Annotated in this window: 26 protein-coding genes; 15 read left to right on the top strand and 11 right to left on the bottom strand. The window is 40.0% G+C overall.

The features are described 5' to 3' along the window. Positions 1–12: 12 nt before the first annotated feature. From M2132_RS01200 to M2132_RS01175, 6 genes are all read left to right on the top strand, one after another. Entirely contained in the window at positions 13–675 is a 663-nt protein-coding gene (locus tag M2132_RS01200) for a 3-oxoacid CoA-transferase subunit B (protein WP_280670491.1), read from the top strand. Positions 676–704: 29 nt separating this feature from the next. Then, the gene (locus tag M2132_RS01195; RefSeq protein ID WP_280670489.1) at positions 705–1,844 is read left to right on the top strand and encodes an acyl-CoA dehydrogenase; all 1,140 of its coding nucleotides are present in this window, start codon (positions 705–707) and stop codon (positions 1,842–1,844) included. A gap of 31 nt (positions 1,845–1,875) precedes the next feature. Further along, a complete protein-coding gene (locus M2132_RS01190) occupies positions 1,876–2,661 on the top strand; it encodes an electron transfer flavoprotein subunit beta/FixA family protein (RefSeq protein ID WP_280670487.1) in 786 nt (261 codons plus the stop codon). Between the two features lie 22 nt (positions 2,662–2,683). Further along, entirely contained in the window at positions 2,684–3,676 is a 993-nt protein-coding gene (locus M2132_RS01185; RefSeq protein ID WP_280670485.1) for an electron transfer flavoprotein subunit alpha/FixB family protein, read from the top strand. 54 nt (positions 3,677–3,730) lie between these two features. Then, a complete protein-coding gene (locus tag M2132_RS01180) occupies positions 3,731–4,936 on the top strand; it encodes an acetyl-CoA C-acetyltransferase (RefSeq protein WP_280670482.1) in 1,206 nt (401 codons plus the stop codon). A gap of 137 nt (positions 4,937–5,073) precedes the next feature. Then, entirely contained in the window at positions 5,074–7,548 is a 2,475-nt protein-coding gene (locus tag M2132_RS01175; RefSeq protein ID WP_280670480.1) for an endonuclease MutS2, read from the top strand. Here the strand turns inward: M2132_RS01175 and M2132_RS01170 are convergent. Genes M2132_RS01170 through M2132_RS01145 form a run of 6 tightly spaced genes read right to left on the bottom strand, consistent with a single transcriptional unit; the run spans position 7,540 to position 13,734 of the window. Continuing rightward, on the bottom strand, positions 7,540–8,385 hold the full coding sequence (locus tag M2132_RS01170) for a beta-1,6-N-acetylglucosaminyltransferase (protein WP_280670478.1): 846 nt from the start codon (positions 8,383–8,385) through the stop codon (positions 7,540–7,542). The two genes, M2132_RS01175 and M2132_RS01170, sit on opposite strands and share 9 nt — an antisense overlap. A gap of 11 nt (positions 8,386–8,396) precedes the next feature. Next, the gene (locus tag M2132_RS01165) at positions 8,397–9,446 is read right to left on the bottom strand and encodes a glycosyltransferase family 1 protein (protein ID WP_280670476.1); all 1,050 of its coding nucleotides are present in this window, start codon (positions 9,444–9,446) and stop codon (positions 8,397–8,399) included. Between the two features lie 14 nt (positions 9,447–9,460). After that, positions 9,461–10,303, bottom strand: coding sequence for a glycosyltransferase family 2 protein (locus M2132_RS01160; protein ID WP_280670474.1), 843 nt, complete (start codon positions 10,301–10,303; stop codon positions 9,461–9,463). A 4-nt stretch (positions 10,304–10,307) separates the two neighbouring features. After that, positions 10,308–11,585 carry a hypothetical protein gene (locus tag M2132_RS01155; protein ID WP_280670472.1) on the bottom strand — a complete coding sequence of 426 codons (1,278 nt, stop codon included), beginning with the start codon at positions 11,583–11,585 and terminating at the stop codon, positions 10,308–10,310. Between the two features lie 6 nt (positions 11,586–11,591). Beyond that, complete coding sequence (locus M2132_RS01150) at positions 11,592–12,653, bottom strand: glycosyltransferase family 2 protein (RefSeq protein ID WP_280670470.1); 1,062 nt, start codon at positions 12,651–12,653, stop codon at positions 11,592–11,594. Between the two features lie 7 nt (positions 12,654–12,660). Then, entirely contained in the window at positions 12,661–13,734 is a 1,074-nt protein-coding gene (locus M2132_RS01145) for a glycosyltransferase (protein WP_280670468.1), read from the bottom strand. Positions 13,735–13,975: 241 nt separating this feature from the next. Between M2132_RS01145 and M2132_RS01140 the strand changes: the two genes are divergently transcribed. From M2132_RS01140 to M2132_RS01120, 5 genes are read left to right on the top strand one after another with little or no spacing between them, the layout of a single operon-like run. After that, positions 13,976–15,391 (top strand): sugar transferase, encoded by a 1,416-nt coding sequence (locus M2132_RS01140; protein ID WP_280670466.1) that lies wholly within the window; start codon positions 13,976–13,978, stop codon positions 15,389–15,391. Further along, positions 15,384–15,908, top strand: coding sequence for a nitroreductase family protein (locus tag M2132_RS01135; RefSeq protein ID WP_280670464.1), 525 nt, complete (start codon positions 15,384–15,386; stop codon positions 15,906–15,908). The genes M2132_RS01140 and M2132_RS01135 overlap by 8 nt, the downstream gene beginning before the upstream one ends. Positions 15,909–15,925: 17 nt before the next feature. Beyond that, positions 15,926–16,261: a LiaF transmembrane domain-containing protein gene (locus tag M2132_RS01130; protein WP_280670461.1), complete on the top strand. Its 336-nt coding sequence runs from the start codon at positions 15,926–15,928 to the stop codon at positions 16,259–16,261. A gap of 15 nt (positions 16,262–16,276) precedes the next feature. Further along, positions 16,277–17,044: a Rossmann-like and DUF2520 domain-containing protein gene (locus M2132_RS01125; protein ID WP_280670459.1), complete on the top strand. Its 768-nt coding sequence runs from the start codon at positions 16,277–16,279 to the stop codon at positions 17,042–17,044. A gap of 16 nt (positions 17,045–17,060) precedes the next feature. Next, the gene (locus M2132_RS01120; protein ID WP_280670457.1) at positions 17,061–17,582 is read left to right on the top strand and encodes an HAD family hydrolase; all 522 of its coding nucleotides are present in this window, start codon (positions 17,061–17,063) and stop codon (positions 17,580–17,582) included. Positions 17,583–17,623: 41 nt separating this feature from the next. Here M2132_RS01120 and M2132_RS01115 read toward each other — a convergent pair whose 3' ends face one another. The 3 genes from M2132_RS01115 to M2132_RS01105 all read right to left on the bottom strand — a co-directional run bounded on the left by M2132_RS01115 (position 17,624) and on the right by M2132_RS01105 (position 19,527). Further along, on the bottom strand, positions 17,624–18,139 hold the full coding sequence (locus M2132_RS01115; RefSeq protein ID WP_280670455.1) for a nitroreductase family protein: 516 nt from the start codon (positions 18,137–18,139) through the stop codon (positions 17,624–17,626). 12 nt (positions 18,140–18,151) lie between these two features. Continuing rightward, on the bottom strand, positions 18,152–18,901 hold the full coding sequence (locus M2132_RS01110; protein WP_280670453.1) for an HAD family phosphatase: 750 nt from the start codon (positions 18,899–18,901) through the stop codon (positions 18,152–18,154). Positions 18,902–19,110: 209 nt separating this feature from the next. After that, positions 19,111–19,527 carry a cupin domain-containing protein gene (locus M2132_RS01105; RefSeq protein ID WP_280670451.1) on the bottom strand — a complete coding sequence of 139 codons (417 nt, stop codon included), beginning with the start codon at positions 19,525–19,527 and terminating at the stop codon, positions 19,111–19,113. A 151-nt stretch (positions 19,528–19,678) separates the two neighbouring features. On the opposite strand from M2132_RS01105, the gene M2132_RS01100 reads away from it, so the two are divergent. From M2132_RS01100 to M2132_RS01090, 3 genes are all read left to right on the top strand, one after another. Then, entirely contained in the window at positions 19,679–20,047 is a 369-nt protein-coding gene (locus M2132_RS01100) for a winged helix-turn-helix transcriptional regulator (RefSeq protein WP_407932403.1), read from the top strand. 27 nt (positions 20,048–20,074) lie between these two features. Next, positions 20,075–20,521, top strand: a complete 447-nt coding sequence (locus M2132_RS01095; RefSeq protein ID WP_280670449.1) for an N-acetyltransferase — start codon at positions 20,075–20,077, stop codon at positions 20,519–20,521. Between the two features lie 188 nt (positions 20,522–20,709). After that, entirely contained in the window at positions 20,710–20,895 is a 186-nt protein-coding gene (locus M2132_RS01090) for a hypothetical protein (protein WP_280670447.1), read from the top strand. A gap of 65 nt (positions 20,896–20,960) precedes the next feature. Here M2132_RS01090 and M2132_RS01085 read toward each other — a convergent pair whose 3' ends face one another. Next, the gene (locus M2132_RS01085; RefSeq protein ID WP_280670445.1) at positions 20,961–21,635 is read right to left on the bottom strand and encodes a C40 family peptidase; all 675 of its coding nucleotides are present in this window, start codon (positions 21,633–21,635) and stop codon (positions 20,961–20,963) included. A gap of 394 nt (positions 21,636–22,029) precedes the next feature. On the opposite strand from M2132_RS01085, the gene M2132_RS01080 reads away from it, so the two are divergent. Next, positions 22,030–22,380 carry a hypothetical protein gene (locus M2132_RS01080; RefSeq protein ID WP_280670443.1) on the top strand — a complete coding sequence of 117 codons (351 nt, stop codon included), beginning with the start codon at positions 22,030–22,032 and terminating at the stop codon, positions 22,378–22,380. A 99-nt stretch (positions 22,381–22,479) separates the two neighbouring features. On the opposite strand, the gene M2132_RS01075 is transcribed toward M2132_RS01080, so the two are convergent. Next, a complete protein-coding gene (locus tag M2132_RS01075) occupies positions 22,480–23,763 on the bottom strand; it encodes a lipopolysaccharide assembly protein LapB (RefSeq protein ID WP_280670441.1) in 1,284 nt (427 codons plus the stop codon). Between the last annotated feature and the right edge of the window lie 27 nt (positions 23,764–23,790).

Below are 23,790 nucleotides of genomic sequence, written 5' to 3'. Positions count from 1 at the left end.
TATACCGACACTATGGAAAAAGATCAGATAAAAGAAGTCATAGCCAAGCGCGTTGCCAAAGAACTGAAAGATGGCGATGTTGTGAATTTGGGTATAGGTCTGCCTACGCTTGTGCCAAATTATTTACCTAAAGATGTGCATGTTATCCTACATACCGAAAACGGAATGCTGGGCATCGGTTCTACTCCACCCCAAGGCGAAGAAGATGTCACTGTTACCAATGCCGGAGGAGGCTATGTTTCGGTTCACCCGGGGGCTTCGAGTTTCGACAGCGCAACATCATTCGGTATTATACGTGGCGGGCATATAGATGTCAGTATCCTTGGTGCATTGCAAGTTGATGAAAAAGGAGATCTTGCCAATTGGATGATTCCCGGAAAAAAGACGCCCGGCATGGGTGGAGCCATGGACCTGCTGGTGGGTACAAAACGTGTCATTCTGGCAATGGAGCATACAGCCAAAGGAAGTCATAAAATAATGAAAAAGTGCACTTTGCCACTAACCGCTAAAGGACAGGTAAATCTCATTGTGTCTGAAATGGGTGTGATAGAAGTGACCGACAAGGGGCTTGTACTGAAGGAAATTCATCCGGAATTTACCCCGGAAGATGTGCAAGCCGCAACTGAGGCTACGCTTATCATTGCCGACGACCTTAAACCAATGATGCTCGATTAAAAAACAAAAAATATATATACACACACATTATGGATTTTTCATTATCGAAAAAAGAAAACTTGTTTCTACAAATGATTCGTGAGTTTGCCGAAAAAGAGGTGAAGCCTTTGGCTGCTCAGATTGACGAAGAAGAACGTTTTCCCTACGAAACCGTAGAAAAAATGAGCAAGATAGGAATTATGGGTATTCCCTTTCCTGTTGAATATGGCGGTGCAGGCGGAACCAACAGTATCTACTCGATGGCCGTCGAAGAACTATCGCGCGTATGTGCCACCACGGGGGTTATTGTATCTGCCCACACATCATTGTGCCTTGCTCCCATATACGAATTCGGAACAGAAGAGCAACGGATGAAGTATCTTCCTAAACTCTGTTCGGGTCAGTGGATTGGAGCATTCGGGCTAACGGAACCCAATGCCGGAACAGATGCCGCAACACAGCAAACAATAGCTGTTGAAGATGGCGATAATTACATTCTTAACGGATCAAAGATATTCATAACCAACGCATCGGCAGCCAATATTTTTATAGTGATGGCCATGACCGACAAATCGCAGGGAACGAGAGGTATATCGGCATTCATCGTGGAACGCGATTTTCCCGGATTTTCGGTAGGTAAAGAAGAAAAAAAATTAGGAATACGTGGTTCCGCAACCTGCGAGTTGATAATGGAAAATTGCATTGTTCCTAAAGAAAATATGCTGGGACGTTTGGGCGAAGGCTTCAAGATTGCCATGAAAACCCTTGATGGCGGGCGTATAGGTATTGCCGCACAGGCTTTAGGTATTGCACAAGGAGCGATGGACGAAACTGTGAAATACGTAAAAGAACGTAAACAGTTCGGTAAACCCATTGCCAAGTTCCAAAACACACAATTCCAACTTGCCGATCTACAAACCCGCATAGAGGCATCCCGCCTTCTTGTACGGTTGGCTGCTTATAAGAAAGACTGCAAACAGCCTTATTCGGTCGAAGCCGCTCAGGCAAAACTCTTTGCTGCCGAAACAGCGATGGATATGACCGTAAAAGCAGTTCAATTTCATGGTGGATACGGTTATACCCGCGAGTATCCGGTAGAAAGAATGATGCGCGATGCCAAAATCACAGAGATATACGAAGGTACTTCCGAAGTGCAACGGATGGTTATCAGTGCCAATTTGTTGAAATAATCTTTTCCTAATTAAAAAAACTAAATCGAAAATGAAAATAATTGTTTGCATAAAGCAAGTACCCGATACAACCGAGATTAAACTCGATCCTGTGAAAGGGACAATGATTCGCGAAGGGGTTCCCAGCATTATGAATCCCGATGACAAAAGCGGATTGGAAATAGCCCTGCAACTCAAAGATAAATACAATGCCCATGTAACGGTCATTACAATGGGGCCCGCACAAGCCGACGACATACTACGCGAGGCTTTTGCCATGGGAGTCGACCGAGCTATACATCTTAGCGACCGTAAGTTTGCAGGAGCCGATACTCTGGCTACATCAAACGCCCTTGCCGGAGCATTGCGTATGCTTCAGTACGACCTTATCATTACCGGGCGTCAAGCCATCGACGGCGATACGGCACAAGTGGGGCCACAGATAGCCGAATTGCTCGATTTACCACAAGTTACTTACGTAGAAGACTTAGAGTTTGATAACGATAAGACCTTTACCATCAAAAAATTTCTGGAAGAAGGATATCAGATGTTACAAGTAGAGTCGCCCTGCCTTATTACCGTTCTTTCATCAGCCAATAAAGCCCGTTACATGTCTGTCCGTGGCATTCTTGAGGCTTACGACCATGAAGTTGAACTCTGGGGATTCGACAACATCAAGGTAGATGAAGAGAAGCTCGGTCTGAAAGGCTCTCCTACCCGTGTCTTTAAATCGTTCACCAAAGGGGCTAAGGTTATGGGTACGCTCTATGACGATGTTTCGTCCATCGAAGCAGCCGATATTATAGTGAACAAGCTAAAAGAAAAATTTATTGTCTGATAAAGTAAAAACAGAAATCATTATGGATAAAACTCAATATAAAGGTGTTTATGTTTTTGTTGAACAACGCGAAGGCGTTATCCAAAACGTAGCCTTGGAGCTCCTCAATAAAGCACGCGAATTGGCAGGCACACTCAACGAAAAAGTATGTGCCATCCTTTGCGGATACAATGTTTCGGCCATGGCGCAAGAAGTCATTGCTTATGGAGCAGATATCGTGCTTTGTGTAGACGCTCCCGAACTGGAACATTACGTTACCGAGCCTTATGTACAAGCCGTTGCTAAGATACTGAAAGACAGAAAACCTTCGGTTGTACTGATCGGTGCAACAACCATCGGGCGCGATCTTGGCCCCCGTCTATCGGCACGCATGGAAACCGGACTGACAGCCGACTGTACGGCCTTAGCGGTTTCGGACGATGGCGACTTATTGATGACCCGCCCTGCATTTGGCGGAAACCTTATGGCAACAATCATCTGCAAGGAGCATCGCCCTCAGATGTCGACCGTCCGTCCCGGTGTGATGCGCATGGGTACTAAAGATACAAACCGCACGGGCGATGTGGAACGGGTAGAGATCAACTTCGACAGTTCACGTTTCAAAGTGAAGATACTCGAAACCGTGAAAGAACAAAAAGATAAGATAGACATAACCGAAGCAAAAATTCTTGTATCTGGCGGGCGTGGTGTAGGTAATGTTGAAACATTTAAACTGCTCGACGAACTGGCAAAAACCATTAATGCCGAAATATCTTCTTCGAGAGCAATGGTAGATGCCGGACTGGTGTCGCACGACCGCCAAGTGGGACAAACCGGAAAAACAGTACGTCCCGATGTGTATTTTGCGTTGGGTATTTCGGGGGCAATTCAGCATTTGGCAGGAATGGAAGAGTCGGACTACATTATAGCCATCAACAAAGACAAATACGCCCCTATCTTTCAGGTCGCCGATTTGGGTATTGTGGGCGATGTAAAACAAATTGTTCCTTTGTTAACAGCCAGACTCAAAAAATAAGAAGAACATTGTTTGTGTTATTCACCATAACAAAATTTTAATTTATATATCATCATGAATAAAGTATATATCCTTTCGGCAAAGAGAACGGCAATAGGTAAGTTTTTAGGAACCATAGCCAATGTATCGGCAGCCGATTTGGGCGCAACCGTTATTAAAGACATTCTCAGCGAAACCAAGATAGACCCTGCCCTTCTGGACGAAGTGATTGTGGGTAACGTACTGTGCGCAGGCCAAAAACAAGGAATTGCCCGCCAGGCTTCTGTAAAAGCCGGAATCCCAGTTGAAGTACCCGCCTATGGTATAAATATGATTTGCGGTAGCGGCATGAAGTCTGTTCTTTCGGCCTACAATAGCATCAAATCGGGCGAAGCGGACTTAATACTTGCCGGAGGTACGGAATCGATGTCTGGAACAGGTTTTGTGGTAGGTTCCGGCACACGTCAAGGACATAAAATGGGTAATATGGTTGCCTTAGACCATATGGTTTGCGATGGGCTTACCGATGCCTTTACCGGTGTGCACATGGGTATAACTGCCGAAAATATTGCCGAAAAATACAATATAAGCCGTGAAGAACAAGACAGTTTTTCGTACAAGTCGCAACAAAAAGCTATCGCGGCAATAGATAAGGGTGTGTTTAAAGAAGAAATTGTACCTGTTGTAATAGAAAGCCGGAAAGGAACTATTGTTTTCGACACCGACGAATTTCCTAATAGGGCAAGTACGCCCGAAAAACTGGCAGCCTTGAAACCTGCCTTCAAAAAAGACGGAACGGTAACAGCCGGAAACGCTTCGGGACTTAACGATGGAGCGTCATTCCTGCTGATTGCATCCGAGGCAATGGTAAACAAACTTGGCATTAAACCTTTGGCCGAAATTGTTGCAACAGGGCAAGCCGGAGTCGATCCCAATTATATGGGTATGGGTCCCGTTCCTGCTATTGGCAATGTGCTGAAAAAATCGGGCTACAAACTGTCTGAAATAGACCTGATAGAGCTAAACGAAGCTTTCGCAGCACAGTCGTTGGCCGTTATAAAAGAACTCTGCAAAGAACACAACGTTACAGAGCAATGGTTTATGGACAGAGCCAATGTTAATGGTGGTGCTTTAGCTTTGGGTCACCCTATCGGTGCATCGGGAAACAGGATTATTGTAACCCTATTGCACGAAATGGGTAGGCGCAATCATAAATTGGGGTTAGCCTCTCTCTGCATTGGCGGAGGCATGGGTACGTCTGTAATCCTGAAAATGGAATAAAAAACCCTATATTTTACAATTATAGTTTAGCAATCCTGCAAGGTTTATTCGTCCAAAGAATAGCCTTGCAGTTTTTTTATTTACAGAAAAGCCTGACTTTTCGTATCTTTGCAGTCTAAAAAAGAAAGACCCGAAAAGTGATTTATCCAGATAATTTTGAAACAAAAATAGGTTTCGATAAAATACGCGAATTAATTTCCGCAAAATGTTTAAGCTCCTTGGGGATAGAAAAGACCGATGAAATGGCTTTCTCTACCAACTTTGAGCATATACAAAACCTATTGTCGCAAACCGAAGAATTTGTACGTATTCTGCAAGAAGAAGACGAATTTCCGGCAAACTATTTCTTCGATGTTCGCCCCGCCCTGAAAGGCATCCGCATAGAAGGTACATGGCTCGACGAAAATGCTTTGTTCGACCTACGCCGTTCACTACAAACTATAAAGGACATCGTTTCTTTTTTGCAGAAAGAGGACGACGAAAACACATCCTACCCTCACTTACAGGATTTGGCGGGCGATGTTCTTGTATTTCCGCAACTGATATCAAAAACAGATGCTATTCTCGACAAATTCGGACGGATAAAAGACAATGCCTCGCCCGAACTAAACCGCATACGCAAAGAAATAGCACAAACAACAAGCGGAATATCACGTAGTTTGAATGCTATTTTAAGGTCGGCTCAGACCGAAGGCCTTGTTGAAAAAGATGTTACACCCACCATGCGCGACGGACGCTTGGTTATACCCGTAGCACCTGCTTTCAAACGTAAACTGAAAGGGATTGTACACGACGAATCGGCATCGGGCAAAACTGTGTTTATAGAACCATCGGAAGTAGTGGAGGCCAACAACCGTATACGCGAGCTTGAAAGCGAAGAACGGCGCGAGATAGTAAAAATACTTATTGCCTTCACAAACGAAGTGCGCCCGCTTGTGCCAGACATTGTACAATCGTACGATTTTTTGGCATGGATAGACTTTATCCGTGCTAAAGCCCGGTTTGCATTGGATATAAATGCTATAAAACCGGTAATTGAAAATACGCAACAAATAGGATGGGATAAAGCAAAGCACCCTTTGCTCTATTTGTCGCACAAAAAACAGAATAAAACCGTTGTTCCGCTCGATATCTGGCTCGACCATACCAATCGCCTGCTCATTATATCGGGGCCTAATGCCGGAGGGAAGTCGGTATGCCTCAAAACCGTTGGATTGCTCCAATATATGGTGCAATGCGGTTTGCTTATACCCCTTGCCGAAAGTTCTAAAGTTGGGATTTTCGATAAAGTATTCATTGATATAGGTGATGAACAATCTATCGAAAACGACCTCAGTACATACAGTTCGCACCTGACCAACATGAAGCATTTTGTACGCAATTGCGACGGTAAAACAATTCTTCTAATTGACGAATTTGGCGGGGGAACCGAACCTCAGATTGGAGGAGCTATTGCCGAATCGCTGCTCAAACGTTTCAATCAGAAAGGGGCTTTCGGGGTCATCACTACCCACTATCAAAATCTGAAACACTTTGCTAACGAAAATAAAGGAGTAGTAAATGGTGCTATGCTCTACGACAGGCACTTGATGCAACCCTTGTTTTCGCTCTCTATCGGTAATCCGGGTAGTTCGTTTGCCATCGAGATTGCGCGCAAAATAGGCTTGCCCGAAGATGTTATTGCCGATGCCTCTGAGATTGTGGGCAGCGATTATATCAATATGGATAAGTATCTGCAAGACATTGTCCGTGACAAACGTTATTGGGAACAGAAAAGACAAAGCGTCCGCCAAAAAGAAAAACGACTGGAAGAACTTACTCAAACCTACGAAACCGATTTGCAAGATGTTGTAAAGCAACGCAAAGAAATCATCCGTAAGGCCAAAGAAGAAGCACAAAGCCTTGTCAGCGAAGCCAATGCCAAGATAGAAAATACTATCCGCAGCATAAAGGAAGCACAGGCCGAGAAAGAGAAAACTAAAGATATACGTTCCGATTTGGCTAAATTCCGTGAACGATTAGCCCAAGAATCTGATTTGCAAGACGAGAAGATAGCCCGTAAGATGCAAAAATTGCAAAACAGGGATAAAAATAAGCAGAAGAAAGCTAAACCTTCTAAAGAAGCGCAAATGCCCGAAACTATTTCGGTAGGTAACGATGTTCGCATAAAAGGGCAAATCTCGGTAGGGCAAGTGATGGACATACAGGGGCGAAACGCTATTGTTGCCTTTGGAATGATAAAATCGACAGTCAAGCTCGATACCCTTGAGCGTGTCAGTAAAAATCAGCAGAAAAGAGATAATGTATATGCAAAAAATACGTTTGTGAGCGACCAAACCCACGAACGTATTTACGAAAAGAAGCTCAACTTCAAACAAGATATCGACGTACGGGGCATGCGTGGCGACGAGGCTCTGCAAGCCGTTATGTATTTCGTCGATGATGCTATTCAGATAGGAGTGTCGCGTGTGCGTATCCTGCACGGTACAGGAACGGGAATACTGCGCCAACTAATAAGAGACTACTTGCGTGGAGTTAATGGTGTGTGTAACTATCAGGACGAACATGTACAGTTTGGCGGAGCAGGTATCACTGTGGTAGACTTAGAGTAGACCTCCTTTATCTAATTCATCAAGAAGCGAGGCAGAGACATCAGTGTCTACTTTCCGGGCAAACCAAGCATCGGATGCTTTAATATTATCCAAATCGTCAAGGGTGAGTGTTTTAGGGCGTTTACCCTTGTCCGACCAGTCGATGTAGCGGTGGATATTATTGCTTAATGAGTTTCGTAAAGGCGAATTCACAAGAATGGTCTGGAAAAACAATTCATCGGCACAGCCCACATACCGGTTGAACCTTACGAAATCAGCATTTTGTTCTATGTAACTGAGAATATATTCCACAGCCTGCATATTCAAACACATCCAGCATGCCCCATAATATACAGGACGTATGGGATAACGACGCTTAAACCCCGCTTTAACCAGAATTTTACGAATAAAGTTATTGTTCCGCACGTCAGTTTCCGGCAAAAAATGCCAATATTGGTAACGCTTCTTCACGTTTTTAGACCAATCATCATTGCCCAAAAGGTGATAATCAATATAACTTTTATCCCTATTCTGAAGCAGAACATCTATTATTTGCCCCATTGGTTTTACAGGATAGTCTTGTCCGCTGATAAAAAGAATGTGGGAATACTCTATACCTTGCTGCGCTACTTCGGAAAAAGAATTAAGCATCTGTTCCACTTGCGAGAATCGTCCCCAGACAACGTTTACCCTCTTTTTCAGAAAAATAGCTCCGCTTACAGCTTCCTTAAATGGCAGGATATCGGTCTTTGCATCAAGGTTTATGTATATATCTGCCCGCGGGTGCTGCAAACGTTGCACCAACCTATTCAGCAAATGGGCATCGGTATGGGCATGTATGAGTATGGCCGTTTTCATCGGTGGTTTTTCTAACTTGAATAACGTTCAATCAGCGTCAATAGTTTTTGTGCCGATTTCTTCCACGAATATTTTTCTACCTGCGCCCTACCCTTCTCTTTCAATGAATCTTGCAAAGACGAATCATTCAACAACAGGTTCATTTTTGCAGTTAAATCACTAACATCATAAGGGTCAAAATAAAGAACGGCGTCCCCACTTATTTCCTTTATAGCAGGAATATCGGATGCTATGACAGGGCAACCACAACACATGGCTTCGAGTGGTGGTATGCCAAACCCCTCGTAAAGAGATGGATAAACCGAAAACTCCGCATTTTGATACATTTCAATCAACCTGTCATCATCTACATATCCCGGAAGAACCACATTTTCGGTAATCAGGTTCTGCATATCGGGCGTATTAAATGCCTTGAAGCGCATGCCTATAATGTACAGTTTCAACGATTTATCGTCTATTTCTTTAAAAGCCTCAACCAAACGGACAAAGTTTTTACGGGGATCCATAGAAGATACTGCTATGATATACCGTTCGCTCTCAGTTCTGTTTTTTGTTACAGGAGGTATATCGTGACGGGGAGTATCGCCATATATAACCGATATTTTTTGCGGATCTACCCCTAAGGTATCTACTATTTCATTTCGGGAAAATTCACTCACAGTAAGCACTTGATGTGCCTTTCGGGCTATGCGGGGCATCATGTAGTGATAAAACCTGTAATAGTTTTTAGAAAACCATTCGGGATGACGCTCGTGCGAAACATCGTGAATAGTCATTATCTGGTTACTGTAATTAAGAGGACCACAGCCTGTAAGGCTTATCAGTAGAGGGCTACCAATGCTTTTCAAATATCGAGGCAGGCTCAACTGTTCCCACAAATGAGTATTCAGTTTTCCACAACTAACAGTCTTGAAACGGATATCATAATCGGGATTTATTTCGGTAGGTGTTACCACAACAAAGTCAGCACCCAAATCGTACAAACTGTTGCAGATATTCATTGCATAGAAATGAACACCAGTAGGCCTTTGTGTCAGGAAACGTCCGTTAATTACAAACATACAATCAAAATACTTTATTCGGTTTTTCTATATAGTTTATGGCTATACCAACTACGTTTCAAAAAACATTGGCTCAAAGCTATCCAGAACTTTATTTTAAACAATCGCCACGGTTTATTAGCCACAGGCGTTTCTTTGAAGTAATCAATACCCGAAACAATATTAAAATATTCTTTTTTCCGCGTCATTCCCCTATCCAAAAACTCAATGTGATGCGTAACCATTCTTGATTTCGGGAATACATAAAACCGTTTATTTTTACGGTCGTCAATATACGGATAACGAGGTAGATAGCTGGGGATGTGCGTTGGCATGTTTTCATTCAGCAACAAAAAAGATTCATTCTTGTCTCTCAGATATTCGGCAATATAGCATTCCGGATAATCTACAAAATCGAACAACAAGGGATTATTCCGTACAAAACAGGCTTTAATCAAGGCAAAATCGACTGCCAGCGAATAATACTTATCGTACCAACCGGCACTTGCCCATACCACACCCGAATGGGCTAATTTACGGGCATATTTCGTAATTACCGTATCGGTATAAATCCACGTATCGGCTTCAAGTATAATACAAAAATCGGAGTCCGAAGGGATATGCTTCACTCCTTCTCTCAGTAATTGACTGTTACCTTTCAGATGTCCCTCATTTTCGTCTAAAACAATAAGTTTATCTATATATTTACTGAGAGAAGCATCTATCAGATATCCACTGTTCTTACCGTTACTTACAACAATGATATAATAGCTGTTCTCGTACCAAGTATCAGCTATAACCCGCAAGTTATATTTTAGGTCTTCTACCCTATCATATACCCGTATTACGACCGCTATTTTTGCCTTTTCGCCATCCATATTATCAATTTTCCCTATTATTTAATGGAGGCAAAGTATAACCATACTTATTATATTTACCTTGCTGATAAGTTTGTGGCAAATAAACAAAGTACTTATAATTAAGGATATACAGGAGAATTAAATAGGTTGTTGAGTTCAAATCGGACAAACCTTTTACATTGAGTGCCATGTTGTAGGCAAACAATGTAATGAGGGTCAGGTTTAATGCTTTGTTGCGAGTAAAAGACAGCTTCATTATCATAAACTGATAGAAGAAAAAAGCAAAAGTACCAGGTACCCCAAAGTAGATAAGCAAACGAGTGTATCCTACATCACTACCCCAGAATAACATATGACCGTTTCCATAGAGCCATATTGCCATCGTTTTAGGTAGAATAAACATATATTCTAAACTGTCGGACGAACGTGTTGAAAAACTACCCGTTTCTTGATAATTAAGAAACGCCTCGAAAGCCCATTCTGCAAACTCAGGGAAATAAAGATATACTAACGTCTGGCCAATACCAACCAAAACAACCGATATACCTATAAAAGACAAGGCTTGTCCCGCAGAAACCCCCTTATTTCTGTTCAATAAAAACAATATTATGAGCAATACCAAGCTGCCACCTGCGCCCACCATTACCGTACGCGCAGTTAAAAGCCCAACAAAGAAGATGTATGCATAAACAACCGCACAAAAGATACGTTGTCGCAGATTCATTGTTTTTGTCATTATTATATAAACCACCAATATCAAAGCTATACCATATATAATACCTGCACCAAAAAATGCTGTGCCATAGCCAAGCAAACGGGCACCTTCGGTATCATCACGTTTAATTTCAGCTTCTATATCAAGAAGTTGTATGGAGTTGAAGAATGATGCCACCGGCGGAATCCAATACATAAGTAAGGATATAGCTCCTTGAATACAAACTGCCGCAATAAAATAATAAAAAAGTTTATGTATACTTCCACCCTTATGTACCGCATTAAAAGAATAAACAACCAAATAAGCAGAAAAGAACCAAGCCACTTGACTTTTGGTCGTATCTATCCAATAGGGGTCGTAGTAGCTGTTCATGTATGCAGTGAAGAAACAGAAGAATGTCAAGAATAAGTAAGACATAAACACCTTGGCTATCTCAGGGAAAGGTGTTCTGTTATAAATATATAAAGCTATACCCAAACCACCTGATGTAAAAATGAAAGAAAACCCGAACATCCCAATTGCCGCCGGATAAATATGATAGAACATTAATACCGTTAGTACTATTATTCCAAAAAATTTCTTCATTATACTTTATCTAAAAATAATCCTGTAAATAACTGACTTCTTATATTCTAACTTAAACAAGCACTTGATAAACAATATCAAATAGTCTTGCCGTGTATAGTTTTGTTTTAAATATAAAGGTGAAGAAAAACACCTTTTCAAGACTTTCAGTCCCAACCGTGAATTTGCACAAAGCCGTAACCAATGCAAAGATAACATATCTTGCAGATAATCTTGAGAACAATATGGAGTTTCAATATTTTTCTCCTGCAAATTCAACATGAACGATTCGCATTCCGACAGAAACGTAAAAGATGAATATTTAGGATTTGCCTCTGCAACAGAAGCATATATATCTAAATAATCGTCTGTGTCGGGCAATCCCAAATGGGCACAATGTATCTTAAATACTTTTTTCTTGTTTTCTAACTGTGTCCATGCATTAAGGGTTGATATCTGAGATTCGTGTACCCGATAAAGCAACAGTGGTTCGGGAATATTAGCCAATTTTGTTACATACAAAGCTTTCGACCACAAACCATAATCCTCAACATGAAGATATTCCTCTTCGAATTTAAGCCCCTGTTCTGTAAAAAGGGTTTTCCTGATCATCACCGCCGGATGACAGATGCCCGATTTGAATAAAAGAAAAGCTTGTAATTCTTCGTATTTGCAAGGATTAATATACAGGTTATGCTTTCTACGGTCTTTTCTGAATGTGTAGAACATAGAACTCACGATATCGTAGTCCGGATTTTCCTCCAAAAAAGTAACCTCTTTAGCTATACGCTCCGGCAATGAAATATCGTCTGCGTCCATCCGGGCTATATATTTACCGGAACACAAACCAATCCCTTTATTCAGTGTTTTTATCAGCTTAAGGTTCGGCTCATTTTTATAAAGTTTTATACGGCTATCCTTTCGAGCCAAAGATTGTAATATCGCATTCGTTCCATCAGTCGAACAATCGTCAATCACCACAAGTTCAAGATTGGTATAAGTTTGGTTCAATATAGAGTTAATCGATTTTTCGACATACAACTCTACATTATAGCATGGTATCAATACGGAAACTAACGGACTTTGCATAATAAACCTATCTTTTTTTGGCTGTTAGCACTTTTTGGTAAACAGTCTTATATCCTTCTATCATACGGCTTATCGTAAAATTATTCAGGTACGATTGCCGTGCGTTTTTCGATTTTTGGGTGTATAGTTCATCGTTTTCAAGAATAAGCCTGATTTTTTCAACAAACTCTTCGGCATTATTCTGAACGACATAGCCATTGTCGCCTGTCAGCATTTCGGACAAACCACCAACATCGGATGCAACAACAGGTTTCCCGTACGATAAAGCTTCGATCACCGATATTGGTAACCCCTCATAATTTGACGGTAATACAAACAAATCGGCATACGACAAGCATCGATGTGCGAAATGACATTCCCCTAAACAATATACATTCTCAGGAAGCCCTTCTATCGGCTGTTTATTTCCTATCCAAACAAAAGCATATTCAGACATCAACTCTGCTATATCCAGAAACAACTCGAATTTTTTTTGCTTCGATATGCGCGATATGCACATCATCATCTTGGGGTATTTCGTTTTCAGTTCCCGCAAAGTAGCTTCAAACTCTAAATCTGTATCATTTTTCTCTAATGTATGGTCCTGCAATCCATTATAAACCATCTCTACATTGCCTTCTATGCCTTCTTCGGCCATACATTTTACATCATAATGGCTCACGCCCACAATGCGGGCAGCTCTTTTCTGAAGAAGTTTTTCGAGAAAAAGGTATTTTCTGAAAGCTTTTCGTATAGAATCAAAACCATGCACTGTGTACACCACGCTCTCTTTACTGAAAGCAATACGCCCCAGTAATCCCATTTTTGATGAATGTAAGTGAACGACATCGGGTTTGTACTTAAACCGAAGGTATATCAACCGGAAAAGGAGTGCTAAATCTTTTATCGAAGCATCTTTTCGGTGTGCAGAAAGCCTTATGCGTTTTATCCGGGAATCCAGATGTTGCCAAGCTTCACCTTCACCCCCATATAAAACGTACAATTGGTTAGTTTTGTCTTTATTCAGTTCGTGCAACAAACTCGCCACAACAGACTGAGCTCCACCGTATTCAGAAACTGTTATAACCTGAAATATTTTCATTCAAATCATTTTAAATGAACGCAAAGATAATCTTTTCTTTTTAATTATTTTAATTCAAACTCAATTGCATACAAACCATACTCTGCCCAAGCTTGTAATATCTGCTATTTATTTTTTCAGAAAGATTTATCGAGAATGCTTTTTTTATATTAAAAAACATTACTTTTGTAGTGTAGTCGTGGTTAATACACAAAAAACATTTCACAAGAACACAAACTTACATAAAATAATTTTTTATTGAATGGCAAAACTCTTTTCAAAAAAGTCTTATAGTGTCTATCATTGGATTGTAGACCTATTTATTGTCTATGCGTCCATTCTTATCTCGTATTTTTTATTTAAAAATAGTTTGGAAGATTTTCAAGACAATTACTATGCATTCATCACTATATCGCCCTACATAGGTATAGCATATATATTACTGAGCCATATTTTCGAACTGAATACATCGAAAGATTTTACCATATTTGGCGTCACATATTCGGTAACACTGACCATTGTATGCCTGTTCTTCATAACCATGGCTTTAAGCTTTATGGCGCGTGTTTTCGCATACCCTCGTAGTATTCTTCTTTTCAGTTCTTTTTTACAGATAGTACTGCTCACCCCATGGCATTTATATCTGAATAAACGCCACCTGAGGCACAATATAAACAAAACATCTATCATAATCGGATACGAAAAAGCAAACGATATTGTTTACAAACTACTTCGCTCTAAAGGTTTGACTGCTAATATAAAATATATATGCAGTCCCCAAATAAGCGATCTGGAACAGCGTATCGAGGAATGTGAGATTGTTTTTATATCGGAAGATACCAATAGAGAAGAACGGCGCACCATCATCGAGTTTTGCCTCCATCACAAAAAAGCAATACTTTTTTCGCCCCGTTTCAATGATATTTTCTTATTAAACAGTACATTCACACAAATAGAAGACTATCCTATATTTGAAGTTAAGCCACTGAAGATAAACGCTTCAAGTTTATTCATAAAACGAAGCATTGATATAATACTAAGCCTCGTTGCACTGATTATTTTTGCTATACCTTTTGTTCTGATATGTATCTGCCTTAAAATTGGTGGAGGATCTGTTTTTTACCGGCAAGAAAGGGTTACCAAACATGGACGAATTTTTAATATTATAAAATTCAGAACCATGGTCGAAAACGCAGAGGCTCTGTCGGGGCCCGTGCTTGCACAACAAACTGACAGCAGAATCACAAAAATCGGCAACTTCCTACGGGCAACACGCCTTGACGAAACTCCCCAAATATTCAATATCCTAAAAGGGGATATGAGTATAGTAGGCCCACGCCCTGAAAGACCATTCTTTGTTGAACAATTTAAAAAAGAAATACCCGAATACGAACTCCGACAGTTTGTTAAGGCCGGACTGACCGGTATGGCACAGGTTCAGGGTAAATACAACACCTCGGTAAGGGATAAGCTGAAATACGATTTAATGTATATAAATAACTATTCTATACCTTTGGATATCAAGCTCATAATGCAGACTCTAAATATACTGCTCCGTAAGGATAGCACCGAAGGGGTCAGAGATAATGTTGGAGACATCGACGAATTCATAAAAAAGGTTACCATCACCAACTCTGACGGAACAGATAATAAAAGCAATAGACAAGAGAATGAATAAGTTTTCGGAACTTATAACCAACCGTCGTAGCATACGCCGTTTTACCACAGAAAAAATAGAAAGTAAGCACGTAGAACTGGTACTTCGTGCCGCTTTAATGTCTCCTTCGTCCCGAAACATAAGGCCTTGGCATTTTATAGCCATCGAGAACAAAGAAACCCTTTCCAAACTGTCAGAATGCCGTCCGGCAGCCAAGCAAATAAAAGACTGCGCTTTAGCGGTAGTTGTGACTGGCGATTCATTAGCCAGCGATGTTTGGGTAGAAGATTGTACCATCGCTGCTACCATGATGCAACTGCAAGCCGAAGAACTGGGCTTAGGTAGTTGTTGGGTACAAGTACGCGAAAGATATGCCGATGAAGATTTTTTGGCCGAAGATTATATAAAAAACATCCTCGATTTGCCCATGCAACTACACGTTCTGTCAATCATCATATTTGGATACAAGGACGAAAACAAACCACCCCACAAAAACGAAGACCTCTTGTGGGAAAAAATTCATATCGACAAATTCTAATCTCCGGTATTAAGGATATGGCATCCGGCAAAAAAAAGAGTACCGAAAACAGACTTGCCTATGGTTTAACCATAATGGTGTATGGTATTGTTTTCCTATTGAGCGAGACAGGCATATTAGCTAAAATTCCTTACATACAGCATTTAACCGGCATAGGCAGTTTGTTTATGATTGCCGGTATTGTATTTTTGTGTTTCAAAACCGAAAAAACAATAGGCATAATACTCACGGCAATCGGCGTAGTGATTAATATCAGTTTATTTTTCGGATGGCCAAAACCGTACTCTTATCTGTTTGCACCCTTGCTGCTCATTATTGCCGGGTTAATTATGGTTTTGAGTACTAAAAAGTAAAAAAAGGATATATATATGAAAATTGTTCTTATCGGAGCCGGTAATCTGGCCACACAACTTGCTTCGGCTCTGACTGCAGCCTCGCACCAGATAGTTCAGATATATAGCCGGACAAAGGAATCGGCCCAAGCCTTAGCTGAAAAAACAAACACCAGTTTTACGACAGATATAAAGCAAATAACAAGCGATGCCGATATCTATATTTTTTCGGTAACAGATTCCGTTGTTGTAAATCTGATTGAACAGATGCCTTTCAACAATGGCCTGTGGCTACATACGGCAGGCAGCCTACCGATGAACGTTTTTGAGGGGTATTGCGCAAATTTTGGAGTTATTTACCCATTCCAGACTTTCAGCAAAAAGCGTAACGTTGGTTTCCGCAACATTCCTTTTCTGACAGAAGCCAACAATGAATTGAGTATGGAAAAGATAAACGATTTACTTGCAAAGGTATCCGGCTCCATACGCCCCCTGTCGTCCGATAAACGAAAATACATGCACCTTACCGGAGTTTTTGCCTGCAATTTTGTTAATCACCTGTATCATATATCGGAAAACATCCTTAACAAAGAGGATATCCCTTTCGACATAATACTGCCACTGATAGAAGAAACGGCAAATAAAGTAAAAACCCTATCCCCACAAGAAGCTCAAACAGGCCCGGCTATAAGGATGGATAGGAATATTATAGATAAACACTTATCTTTGTTGGACGATAAAAATCATCGTGAAATATACCGCCTATTGAGCGAAGATATTTTCAAGAAGAACAAAAAAGATTGAAAAAACGGATAACGCCATGAGTACTATAAACCACGACCTGACTCAAATAAAAGCTTTTATTTTCGATATAGACGGTGTATTGTCGTCGAGTACCATAACCCTTTCGTCCGACGGTGAACCGATGCGTACCGTAAACATAAAAGACGGATATGCTATTAACCTGGCCGTAAAGAGTGGTTATACGGTAGCTATAATTACAGGAGGTAATACTCCAGCCATTCAAAAACGTTTTGAAAGACTCGGTGTAAAACATATATACATGAAATCGGCTGTAAAAAAGCTCGACTTCAAAGACCTTATTGATAAAACAGGCTTAAAGCACGAGGAAATTATATACGTAGGTGACGACATTCCCGACTACGAAGTCATGCAAATGGTTGGCCTGCCCGTAGCTCCTGCCGATGCCGCTCCCGAGATTAAAGCAATAGCAAAATATATTTCGCACCGCAATGGTGGGCAAGGCGTTGGGCGCGATGTTATAGAACAAGTACTGAAAGCTCAAGGCAAATGGATGACTGCCGATGCCTTTGGCTGGTAAAAAATAAGCGGATATGCTAAACCGCAATCCGCTTCTATCTTTTATCGCCACTCCGATATTTCATTTATCGGCTTACGCTTCCGTTCGAGGATTTTGCTCTTTTCTTTATCGACATATCCTATGGGGAAAATAGCGATAGCTTCCCTGTTTTGAGGAATATCCAAGGATTTTGTAAGCGAGGGCAAATCAAAATTGCATACCCAGCAAGTGCCCAAACCCGCATCGTGTACAGCCAGACAAATATGTTGGGCAGCTATGGCTGCATCTATATCGCCGCTATCCATTCCATCGGAGGCTCTTTTCCACGATTGCACCGTATCCTTGCATACAACAATATAGACTGGAGCCTTTTTAAACCATTCGCGGTTATATGCCTCACAAACTTTACTCCTCAACTCTTCACTCTCTATTACATAAAAATACCACGGCTGAAGATTACAGGCCGAAGGAGCTAATTGTGCACATTCAAGAATATACTTTATTTTGCTCTCCTCCACCTTTTGGGGCAGATAATCCCTCACGGAATATCTTTCGTTTATAATGTCCTTTAAGTCCATTGCTATTTTGTTTTATACACTTTTCTTAAACTCCGGCAAATAGTCTTCCCAAGCATTAAATAAAGCTTGCATTGATGGTAAAACGATGTTTGCCCCTGCTTCCGATAAAACTTCGGGCGCAATAGGCCCTGTGGTTAGGGCAATAGTAAATATTCCCGCAGCAGAAGCAGCCTGAACTCCCATCGGTGCGTTTTCTACAACTATTGCCTGATTGGGTTTCAGATGCCCTGCTTTTTCCAGTCCCATAAGGTAAGGTTCGGGAGAGGGTTTTCCGTGTTTCACGTCGAACGCGGTAACCATTTTGTTGTACGAGAATATTCCCCGGAAATTCTGCTCCAGCCTGTCGAGTAAGGATTTTTGCCCTGAACCTGTAACCAATACGCATTCCAAGCCATCGGCCTTTACCTTATTCAACATTTCGGGAGCATAAGGAATAACATCTCCATTGTTATATCGGGTGAATAGTTCCGACTTACGGGCATACAGGCTTTTTACTTCATCGTTGGTAGCAGGTCTGTTAAAGCACCGTTCCGTAAGTAAATTTATTGTACTTGCGCCTGTTCGCCCTTCGTGTAGGTAAAATTCTTCGGATGTGCATTCGTAGCCTGCTTCGGTCATCGTTTCGTACCACGAACGGGCATGATGTTTCATCGAATCGTAAAGCACGCCATCCATATCAAAAAGGACAGCTTTCAGATCAAAGTCCTTAAATCCGTTTTCGTGTAAATATGAATGTAATTGTTCCTTCATTACATCTATCATCAATTAGTTGTTGTTATGGTGATGCAAAGGTACGAGAACAAAATATGAATTACACCTTTCTTTCAAAGAATAACCAACGAAAAAGCATGATTAACCCGTAGTGCATTTAGAGAGTTTATGTCAAATCGCTTATTATAAGATTTTTATAGCATTTGCCATTGAGCCGCCTACACTCCTCAAATGCACTACGAGTTATGATTATAAGGGGTTTATTTCCAAAGTGGAGTTGCTTCAAGCAGAATTCCATCATCCATCGAATATTGCTCAAGAGAATCTTCTTTCGATTGAATAACAATATAAATCATCTGTTCATCAGAAGTATTGGTCATACCCCGAACTCCGGCAGGAGCAACACGCACTATACTTCCCTCCGAAATATCAAAACACTGGTCATCGACCTGAAATTTGCCCGCACCACTTAAAATAAGATACGTTTCTTCGTTCTGCTTATGAGCATGAAAGATGGGGAGATCTGTTTTAGCCGGCAATACACTCAGCGATATCTCCGTACCGGTTGCATTGGTTATTTCTTTCAGGAAAGCTTTACCATTTGCTGTTTCAGACAAAAGGGAGAGTTTCCCGAAATCTACAGCTGTGAAATTCTTGTTCTCTGCTACTTTATTCATTTTTGTAACTTTTTAATTATTAGCTATTGTTCCTATTAGTAACTTCATTACTTTTGCATACAAATATAGAGCGATCGTTCTAACAAAACAAGAAGGCACACGAAGGTAAGCCACTTACATTGATGTAACAATTATTGAGTAAGAACATATTATGGGAGAAAAAATAATAACAAATTTTGAAAATTCCGGGTACTGTCCTGTACGGGATGTTATAGCACGTTTGGGCGACAAATGGTCTATACTCATACTGACGACTTTAAAAACAAATGGAAAGTTAAGGTTTAGTGAAATACAACGGTCGATAGGTGATGTATCGCAACGTATGTTGACCGTAACCCTGCGCTCTATGGAAGCTGACGGAATTATTCGCCGTGAAGTTTATGCCGAAGTTCCACCAAGAGTTGAATATGAACTGACAGAGTTAGGCGAGAGCCTTTTCCCTCATCTGCAAGCATTAGTGGATTGGGCATTAAAAAGTATGGATATAATAATGTCGTGCAGGGAAAATTTCAAAAAATAACTATTGCACATAAATAACAAGAACCTAATGACCGTTAAACAAATTACACAAAATAAGAAACAGTTTTTAGATTTATTACTCTTGGGTGATGAACAGGAAAACATGATTGACCACTATCTGGAGCAAGGCGATATGTTTGCTTTATATGATGAAGACCTGAAAGCCGTTTGTGTTGTAGTTCACGTAGATAATGACATTTGCGAATTGAAAAACATAGCTGTTTATCAACAATTCCATAGGCAAGGATATGGAAAAAAGCTTATATCTCATATCTCGAAGTTCTATGAAAATAAGTACAAAACGATGCTTGTTGGCACGGGCGAAACACCTTCAGCTCTCTCGTTCTATCGGCAATGCGGGTTTGAATTGTCTCATCGTATTAAGAATTTCTTTACCGATAATTACAACCATCTGATGTTTGAAGAGGGAGTTCAGTTGGTTGATATGATTTACTTGAAAAAGGATTTAAAATAGTGCCCCATTCTATTTTTAACGTACTGATTTTAAACAATTTTATTTTAGTACTTGTTATATAATCGAAATTGAATTACATTTGTACTGAGTTTCGCTTTCTTTACTATTTTATTTAGTTCGGGCAGGGGCGACTCTTTAATTCAAACACAATTAGTTTTTAATCATAACTTCTTTAAAGGCTTATCATTATGGCAAAAGTTTATGACATAACATCGCAAGAAAAAAGAACAACAGACTGTTCTTTCGACTTGAATGTGGAAGCAACTAAGAAAGAGGAGAAAGAAACCGCATCGAGTGCATACGGCGAAATTCTGAAAATCTTCAAAGAAGCCTTCAGTTTGATTGATGTTACAAAAATAATTAAAGGAAGATAAAATCCAAGAGAGTGGAAAAAGGTTATTGTTATTAATACCTCTATTCTATTTTCTCTTGGCTATTATTATTTCTTACTACTACTAAACAGGTTTAAATCCGATATATTAGGAAGTTCGGACGATACATTTAAAGTTGGAATAACAACCGATAGTGCTTGTTTGGGTAAAAATTGACTTCTGAATTTCTCTTCATCTTTCTTTTCAATCCGTCCACCTTTTCGCCATGTTCTTTTATAATAAGGCTCGTCGAGGTTGCTCACAATTACTCCGTTGCTACAAGATGCGTGAACAAATAAGTTATCTTTCAGGTAAACTCCAACATGATTGATTCCTTTTTTGTTTCCCGAAGTAGCAAAGAAAACCAAATCGCCGGTTTTTAAATCTTTTTTGTTCACATCAAACGAAACTTCTTTTGCAATATCTGCACTCCGACGCGATAAAGACTGATTAAAGACCACGTTATAGATAATTCCCGTAAAACCTGAACAGTCTACCCCTTTGGCGCTCGATCCTCCACGTCTATATCTTGTCCCCAACCATTTAGCGGCTTCTTTGTAGAGAGCCAAATGAGGGCTATTTTCGGCTATTTCGACCCCCAATTTCTTAGACAACTGTGTAAGGTCATGAAAAAAGCCTGTTTGATTTTTTTGTTGATTTTGAGCCTGAACTGTACTTAATACAGAACTGAAAGATAATAAGATTGTTAGCAGAAATATTTTGTGCGATACTTTCAGAAGCATTTATTTATAGCTTTTGTTTCGATTTTCAATTTTTCGAATCCAAAAATAAGAAATAATGGTCAAATAAAACAATTGATATCTATTAAGTTATAGACATTTTCGATTTTTTATAAACATAAAAACAGCCACATATTTAAAGAAATACTTTAAATACATCTATCTAACAGTTTGATGAAAAACAGATATCGTTACTTATCCAATAAAAGTAATTGGTCTTTTTCAGGATTAGAAATAAACAAACATAACAACCGTGTACGTTAATTTATGTCAATCCTTATTTTTCAGGCATAAATTTATTTGCCCAAAGATAAACCGTGTATGTTCTTATTTAATTTGGCTGGTTTATACAGATGATGTATCTTCGCTTATCGGAAAAATAGAATTTATAAACACTATGAGAGCAAAACATACCGTACGCCATCATTTCGAAAACGAATCGGTGTCAGTTTTAGAAATAAAAAGAAACCTCTTAATGGAGAAAGAGGGTGACCAACTTTACTTCTGGTTTGTATATGAAAAACGTAACGACTGCCTGAACCCGTTAGAATGTAAATTGTCAGAAAATAAAAGCGGAAAAGAATACTACATTTTTGAAGATGCTAAACTCGAATTCGATAACAAGGAAGCAATATTTACAGAAGGTGATAAGACCCATAAATTAAAAGTTGTATCGCCCACCAAAAGCTTACCCGAGGCTGTAAAAGAAAGTATAGACGATTTTCTTACAGCATTGCGCTTCGGTTAATTTTCTTTTAATCTTTACTTTATAATATACCCATAAAAAAACTGCTCCTTTTTCTGAAAAGAGCAGTTTTTTCTATTTTGTAAAAATCCGAGGGATTTATTAATCGTTATATTTTGCCATTTCTGCTTCAGTAGCGTCAAACTCTGGCATATTTAGGTTATAATACACATTTCTGAGTTTTACCAAAGCCTGTTTTATATCCCAATCCAAGCTTTTGTCTGTATTCCGGGCAATGAGCAGTCCTTTATATTTTTCCAATAGCGGATATGCTTTTTTATAAAGATTGTTAGCTTGCTCGTCGAAAGTTGTCTGACCACTTCGGTTGCCCGATTTAGCCGACTTTTCTTTCAGGTCTTGCGCTTGCAATATATATGTCACAGCCAGTCCTTCAAGTGCTCTTTCGCAATTGCCGTCTTTAGCCAATGCTTCGTTATAATATCCTTCTGCTTTTTCATAATCTTTCTTATCGGCATAGATAGATGCTTTAACACCCATAAAGTCGCAAGTATTGGCAGGATCGTTAGCAATAGCCTTATCAAGATAAGATAATGCCTTATCTAACTGACCTTTGTCTATATACTGATTGATAAGGTTGGGAACAAAATATTTACTTTGAGGGAATTTTGTTGCTCCAGACTCCAATGCAGTTATGAATTTGGCAGTATCGCCTTCTTTGATGTATTGACTTGCCAAATACTCATAAACATCACTTTCTTGGTAAGTGGGATTAGGTATGAAAGGCTCTTTTGTTATCCTATCAAGTATTTCGATAGCTTTCTTGGTATCGTTCATATTCATGGCAACGATAGCCGCAAAGTACTTAACCTCTTGTATCGAAGTATCTTGTTCTGCAAAATACTTCATTGCATCTTTATTTCCTTTAAACAGATCGAGAGTAGGCATATTCCAATACGCCATAAAGAACTCTAATGCTTTGGCTGATTCATTATTCTCGATGGCTACCGCCCCTCCGTTCCTTAAATAAGGGAAACCATACCTTAGGTTATCTGATATATTTTTTCTGAATTTATTTTTAATATTGCCTTTTTCGTCTGGTAGTTGTCCCAGCTCATCGGCTTTCAGGTAAGGTTTGTAGGCTGCCAATAGCCCATTGTACATTTTTGCATCGTCAGACATCTGCCCCATTACCATTCTTTTATTTTCCTCTTCAAATTGATGGTAACCTATATCACCATAAATTTTCCAAGTTTCAGGGTCGTTAGCTGTTTCAGGATCTTCGAGCGCAGGTCTGATCAAAGCATTTGCTTCTTCATACTTTTTCGAATTCATTGCACTTTTAGCATCTTTAACGGCTTTTTTCTGAGCAAAAGAAAAACTCACAAGCATGCACAACGCTGCTGAAAATAATATTCTTCTTTTCATTGTTTTTAAGTAGTTATAGTTAATAAT

The organism is Dysgonomonas sp. PH5-45 (genome assembly GCF_029893235.1).
Classification (GTDB): domain Bacteria; phylum Bacteroidota; class Bacteroidia; order Bacteroidales; family Dysgonomonadaceae; genus UBA1309.
This window is presented reverse-complemented; position numbering and strand designations above follow the sequence as displayed.

Bases quoted from the DNA above. Each gene is read 5' to 3' on its own strand.
- M2132_RS01200 (WP_280670491.1), top strand. From the start codon at position 13: ATGGAAAAAGATCAGATAAAAGAAGTCATAGCCAAGCGCGTTGCCAAA.
- M2132_RS01195 (WP_280670489.1), top strand. From the start codon at position 705: ATGGATTTTTCATTATCGAAAAAAGAAAACTTGTTTCTACAAATGATT.
- M2132_RS01190 (WP_280670487.1), top strand. From the start codon at position 1,876: ATGAAAATAATTGTTTGCATAAAGCAAGTACCCGATACAACCGAGATT.
- M2132_RS01185 (WP_280670485.1), top strand. From the start codon at position 2,684: ATGGATAAAACTCAATATAAAGGTGTTTATGTTTTTGTTGAACAACGC.
- M2132_RS01180 (WP_280670482.1), top strand. From the start codon at position 3,731: ATGAATAAAGTATATATCCTTTCGGCAAAGAGAACGGCAATAGGTAAG.
- M2132_RS01170 (WP_280670478.1), bottom strand. From the start codon at position 8,385: ATGAAAACGGCCATACTCATACATGCCCATACCGATGCCCATTTGCTG.
- M2132_RS01165 (WP_280670476.1), bottom strand. From the start codon at position 9,446: ATGTTTGTAATTAACGGACGTTTCCTGACACAAAGGCCTACTGGTGTT.
- M2132_RS01160 (WP_280670474.1), bottom strand. From the start codon at position 10,303: ATGGATGGCGAAAAGGCAAAAATAGCGGTCGTAATACGGGTATATGAT.
- M2132_RS01155 (WP_280670472.1), bottom strand. From the start codon at position 11,585: ATGAAGAAATTTTTTGGAATAATAGTACTAACGGTATTAATGTTCTAT.
- M2132_RS01150 (WP_280670470.1), bottom strand. From the start codon at position 12,653: ATGCAAAGTCCGTTAGTTTCCGTATTGATACCATGCTATAATGTAGAG.
- M2132_RS01145 (WP_280670468.1), bottom strand. From the start codon at position 13,734: ATGAAAATATTTCAGGTTATAACAGTTTCTGAATACGGTGGAGCTCAG.
- M2132_RS01140 (WP_280670466.1), top strand. From the start codon at position 13,976: ATGGCAAAACTCTTTTCAAAAAAGTCTTATAGTGTCTATCATTGGATT.
- M2132_RS01135 (WP_280670464.1), top strand. From the start codon at position 15,384: ATGAATAAGTTTTCGGAACTTATAACCAACCGTCGTAGCATACGCCGT.
- M2132_RS01130 (WP_280670461.1), top strand. From the start codon at position 15,926: ATGGCATCCGGCAAAAAAAAGAGTACCGAAAACAGACTTGCCTATGGT.
- M2132_RS01125 (WP_280670459.1), top strand. From the start codon at position 16,277: ATGAAAATTGTTCTTATCGGAGCCGGTAATCTGGCCACACAACTTGCT.
- M2132_RS01120 (WP_280670457.1), top strand. From the start codon at position 17,061: ATGAGTACTATAAACCACGACCTGACTCAAATAAAAGCTTTTATTTTC.
- M2132_RS01115 (WP_280670455.1), bottom strand. From the start codon at position 18,139: ATGGACTTAAAGGACATTATAAACGAAAGATATTCCGTGAGGGATTAT.
- M2132_RS01110 (WP_280670453.1), bottom strand. From the start codon at position 18,901: ATGATAGATGTAATGAAGGAACAATTACATTCATATTTACACGAAAAC.
- M2132_RS01105 (WP_280670451.1), bottom strand. From the start codon at position 19,527: ATGAATAAAGTAGCAGAGAACAAGAATTTCACAGCTGTAGATTTCGGG.
- M2132_RS01100 (WP_407932403.1), top strand. From the start codon at position 19,679: ATGGGAGAAAAAATAATAACAAATTTTGAAAATTCCGGGTACTGTCCT.
- M2132_RS01095 (WP_280670449.1), top strand. From the start codon at position 20,075: ATGACCGTTAAACAAATTACACAAAATAAGAAACAGTTTTTAGATTTA.
- M2132_RS01090 (WP_280670447.1), top strand. From the start codon at position 20,710: ATGGCAAAAGTTTATGACATAACATCGCAAGAAAAAAGAACAACAGAC.
- M2132_RS01085 (WP_280670445.1), bottom strand. From the start codon at position 21,635: ATGCTTCTGAAAGTATCGCACAAAATATTTCTGCTAACAATCTTATTA.
- M2132_RS01080 (WP_280670443.1), top strand. From the start codon at position 22,030: ATGAGAGCAAAACATACCGTACGCCATCATTTCGAAAACGAATCGGTG.
- M2132_RS01075 (WP_280670441.1), bottom strand. From the start codon at position 23,763: ATGAAAAGAAGAATATTATTTTCAGCAGCGTTGTGCATGCTTGTGAGT.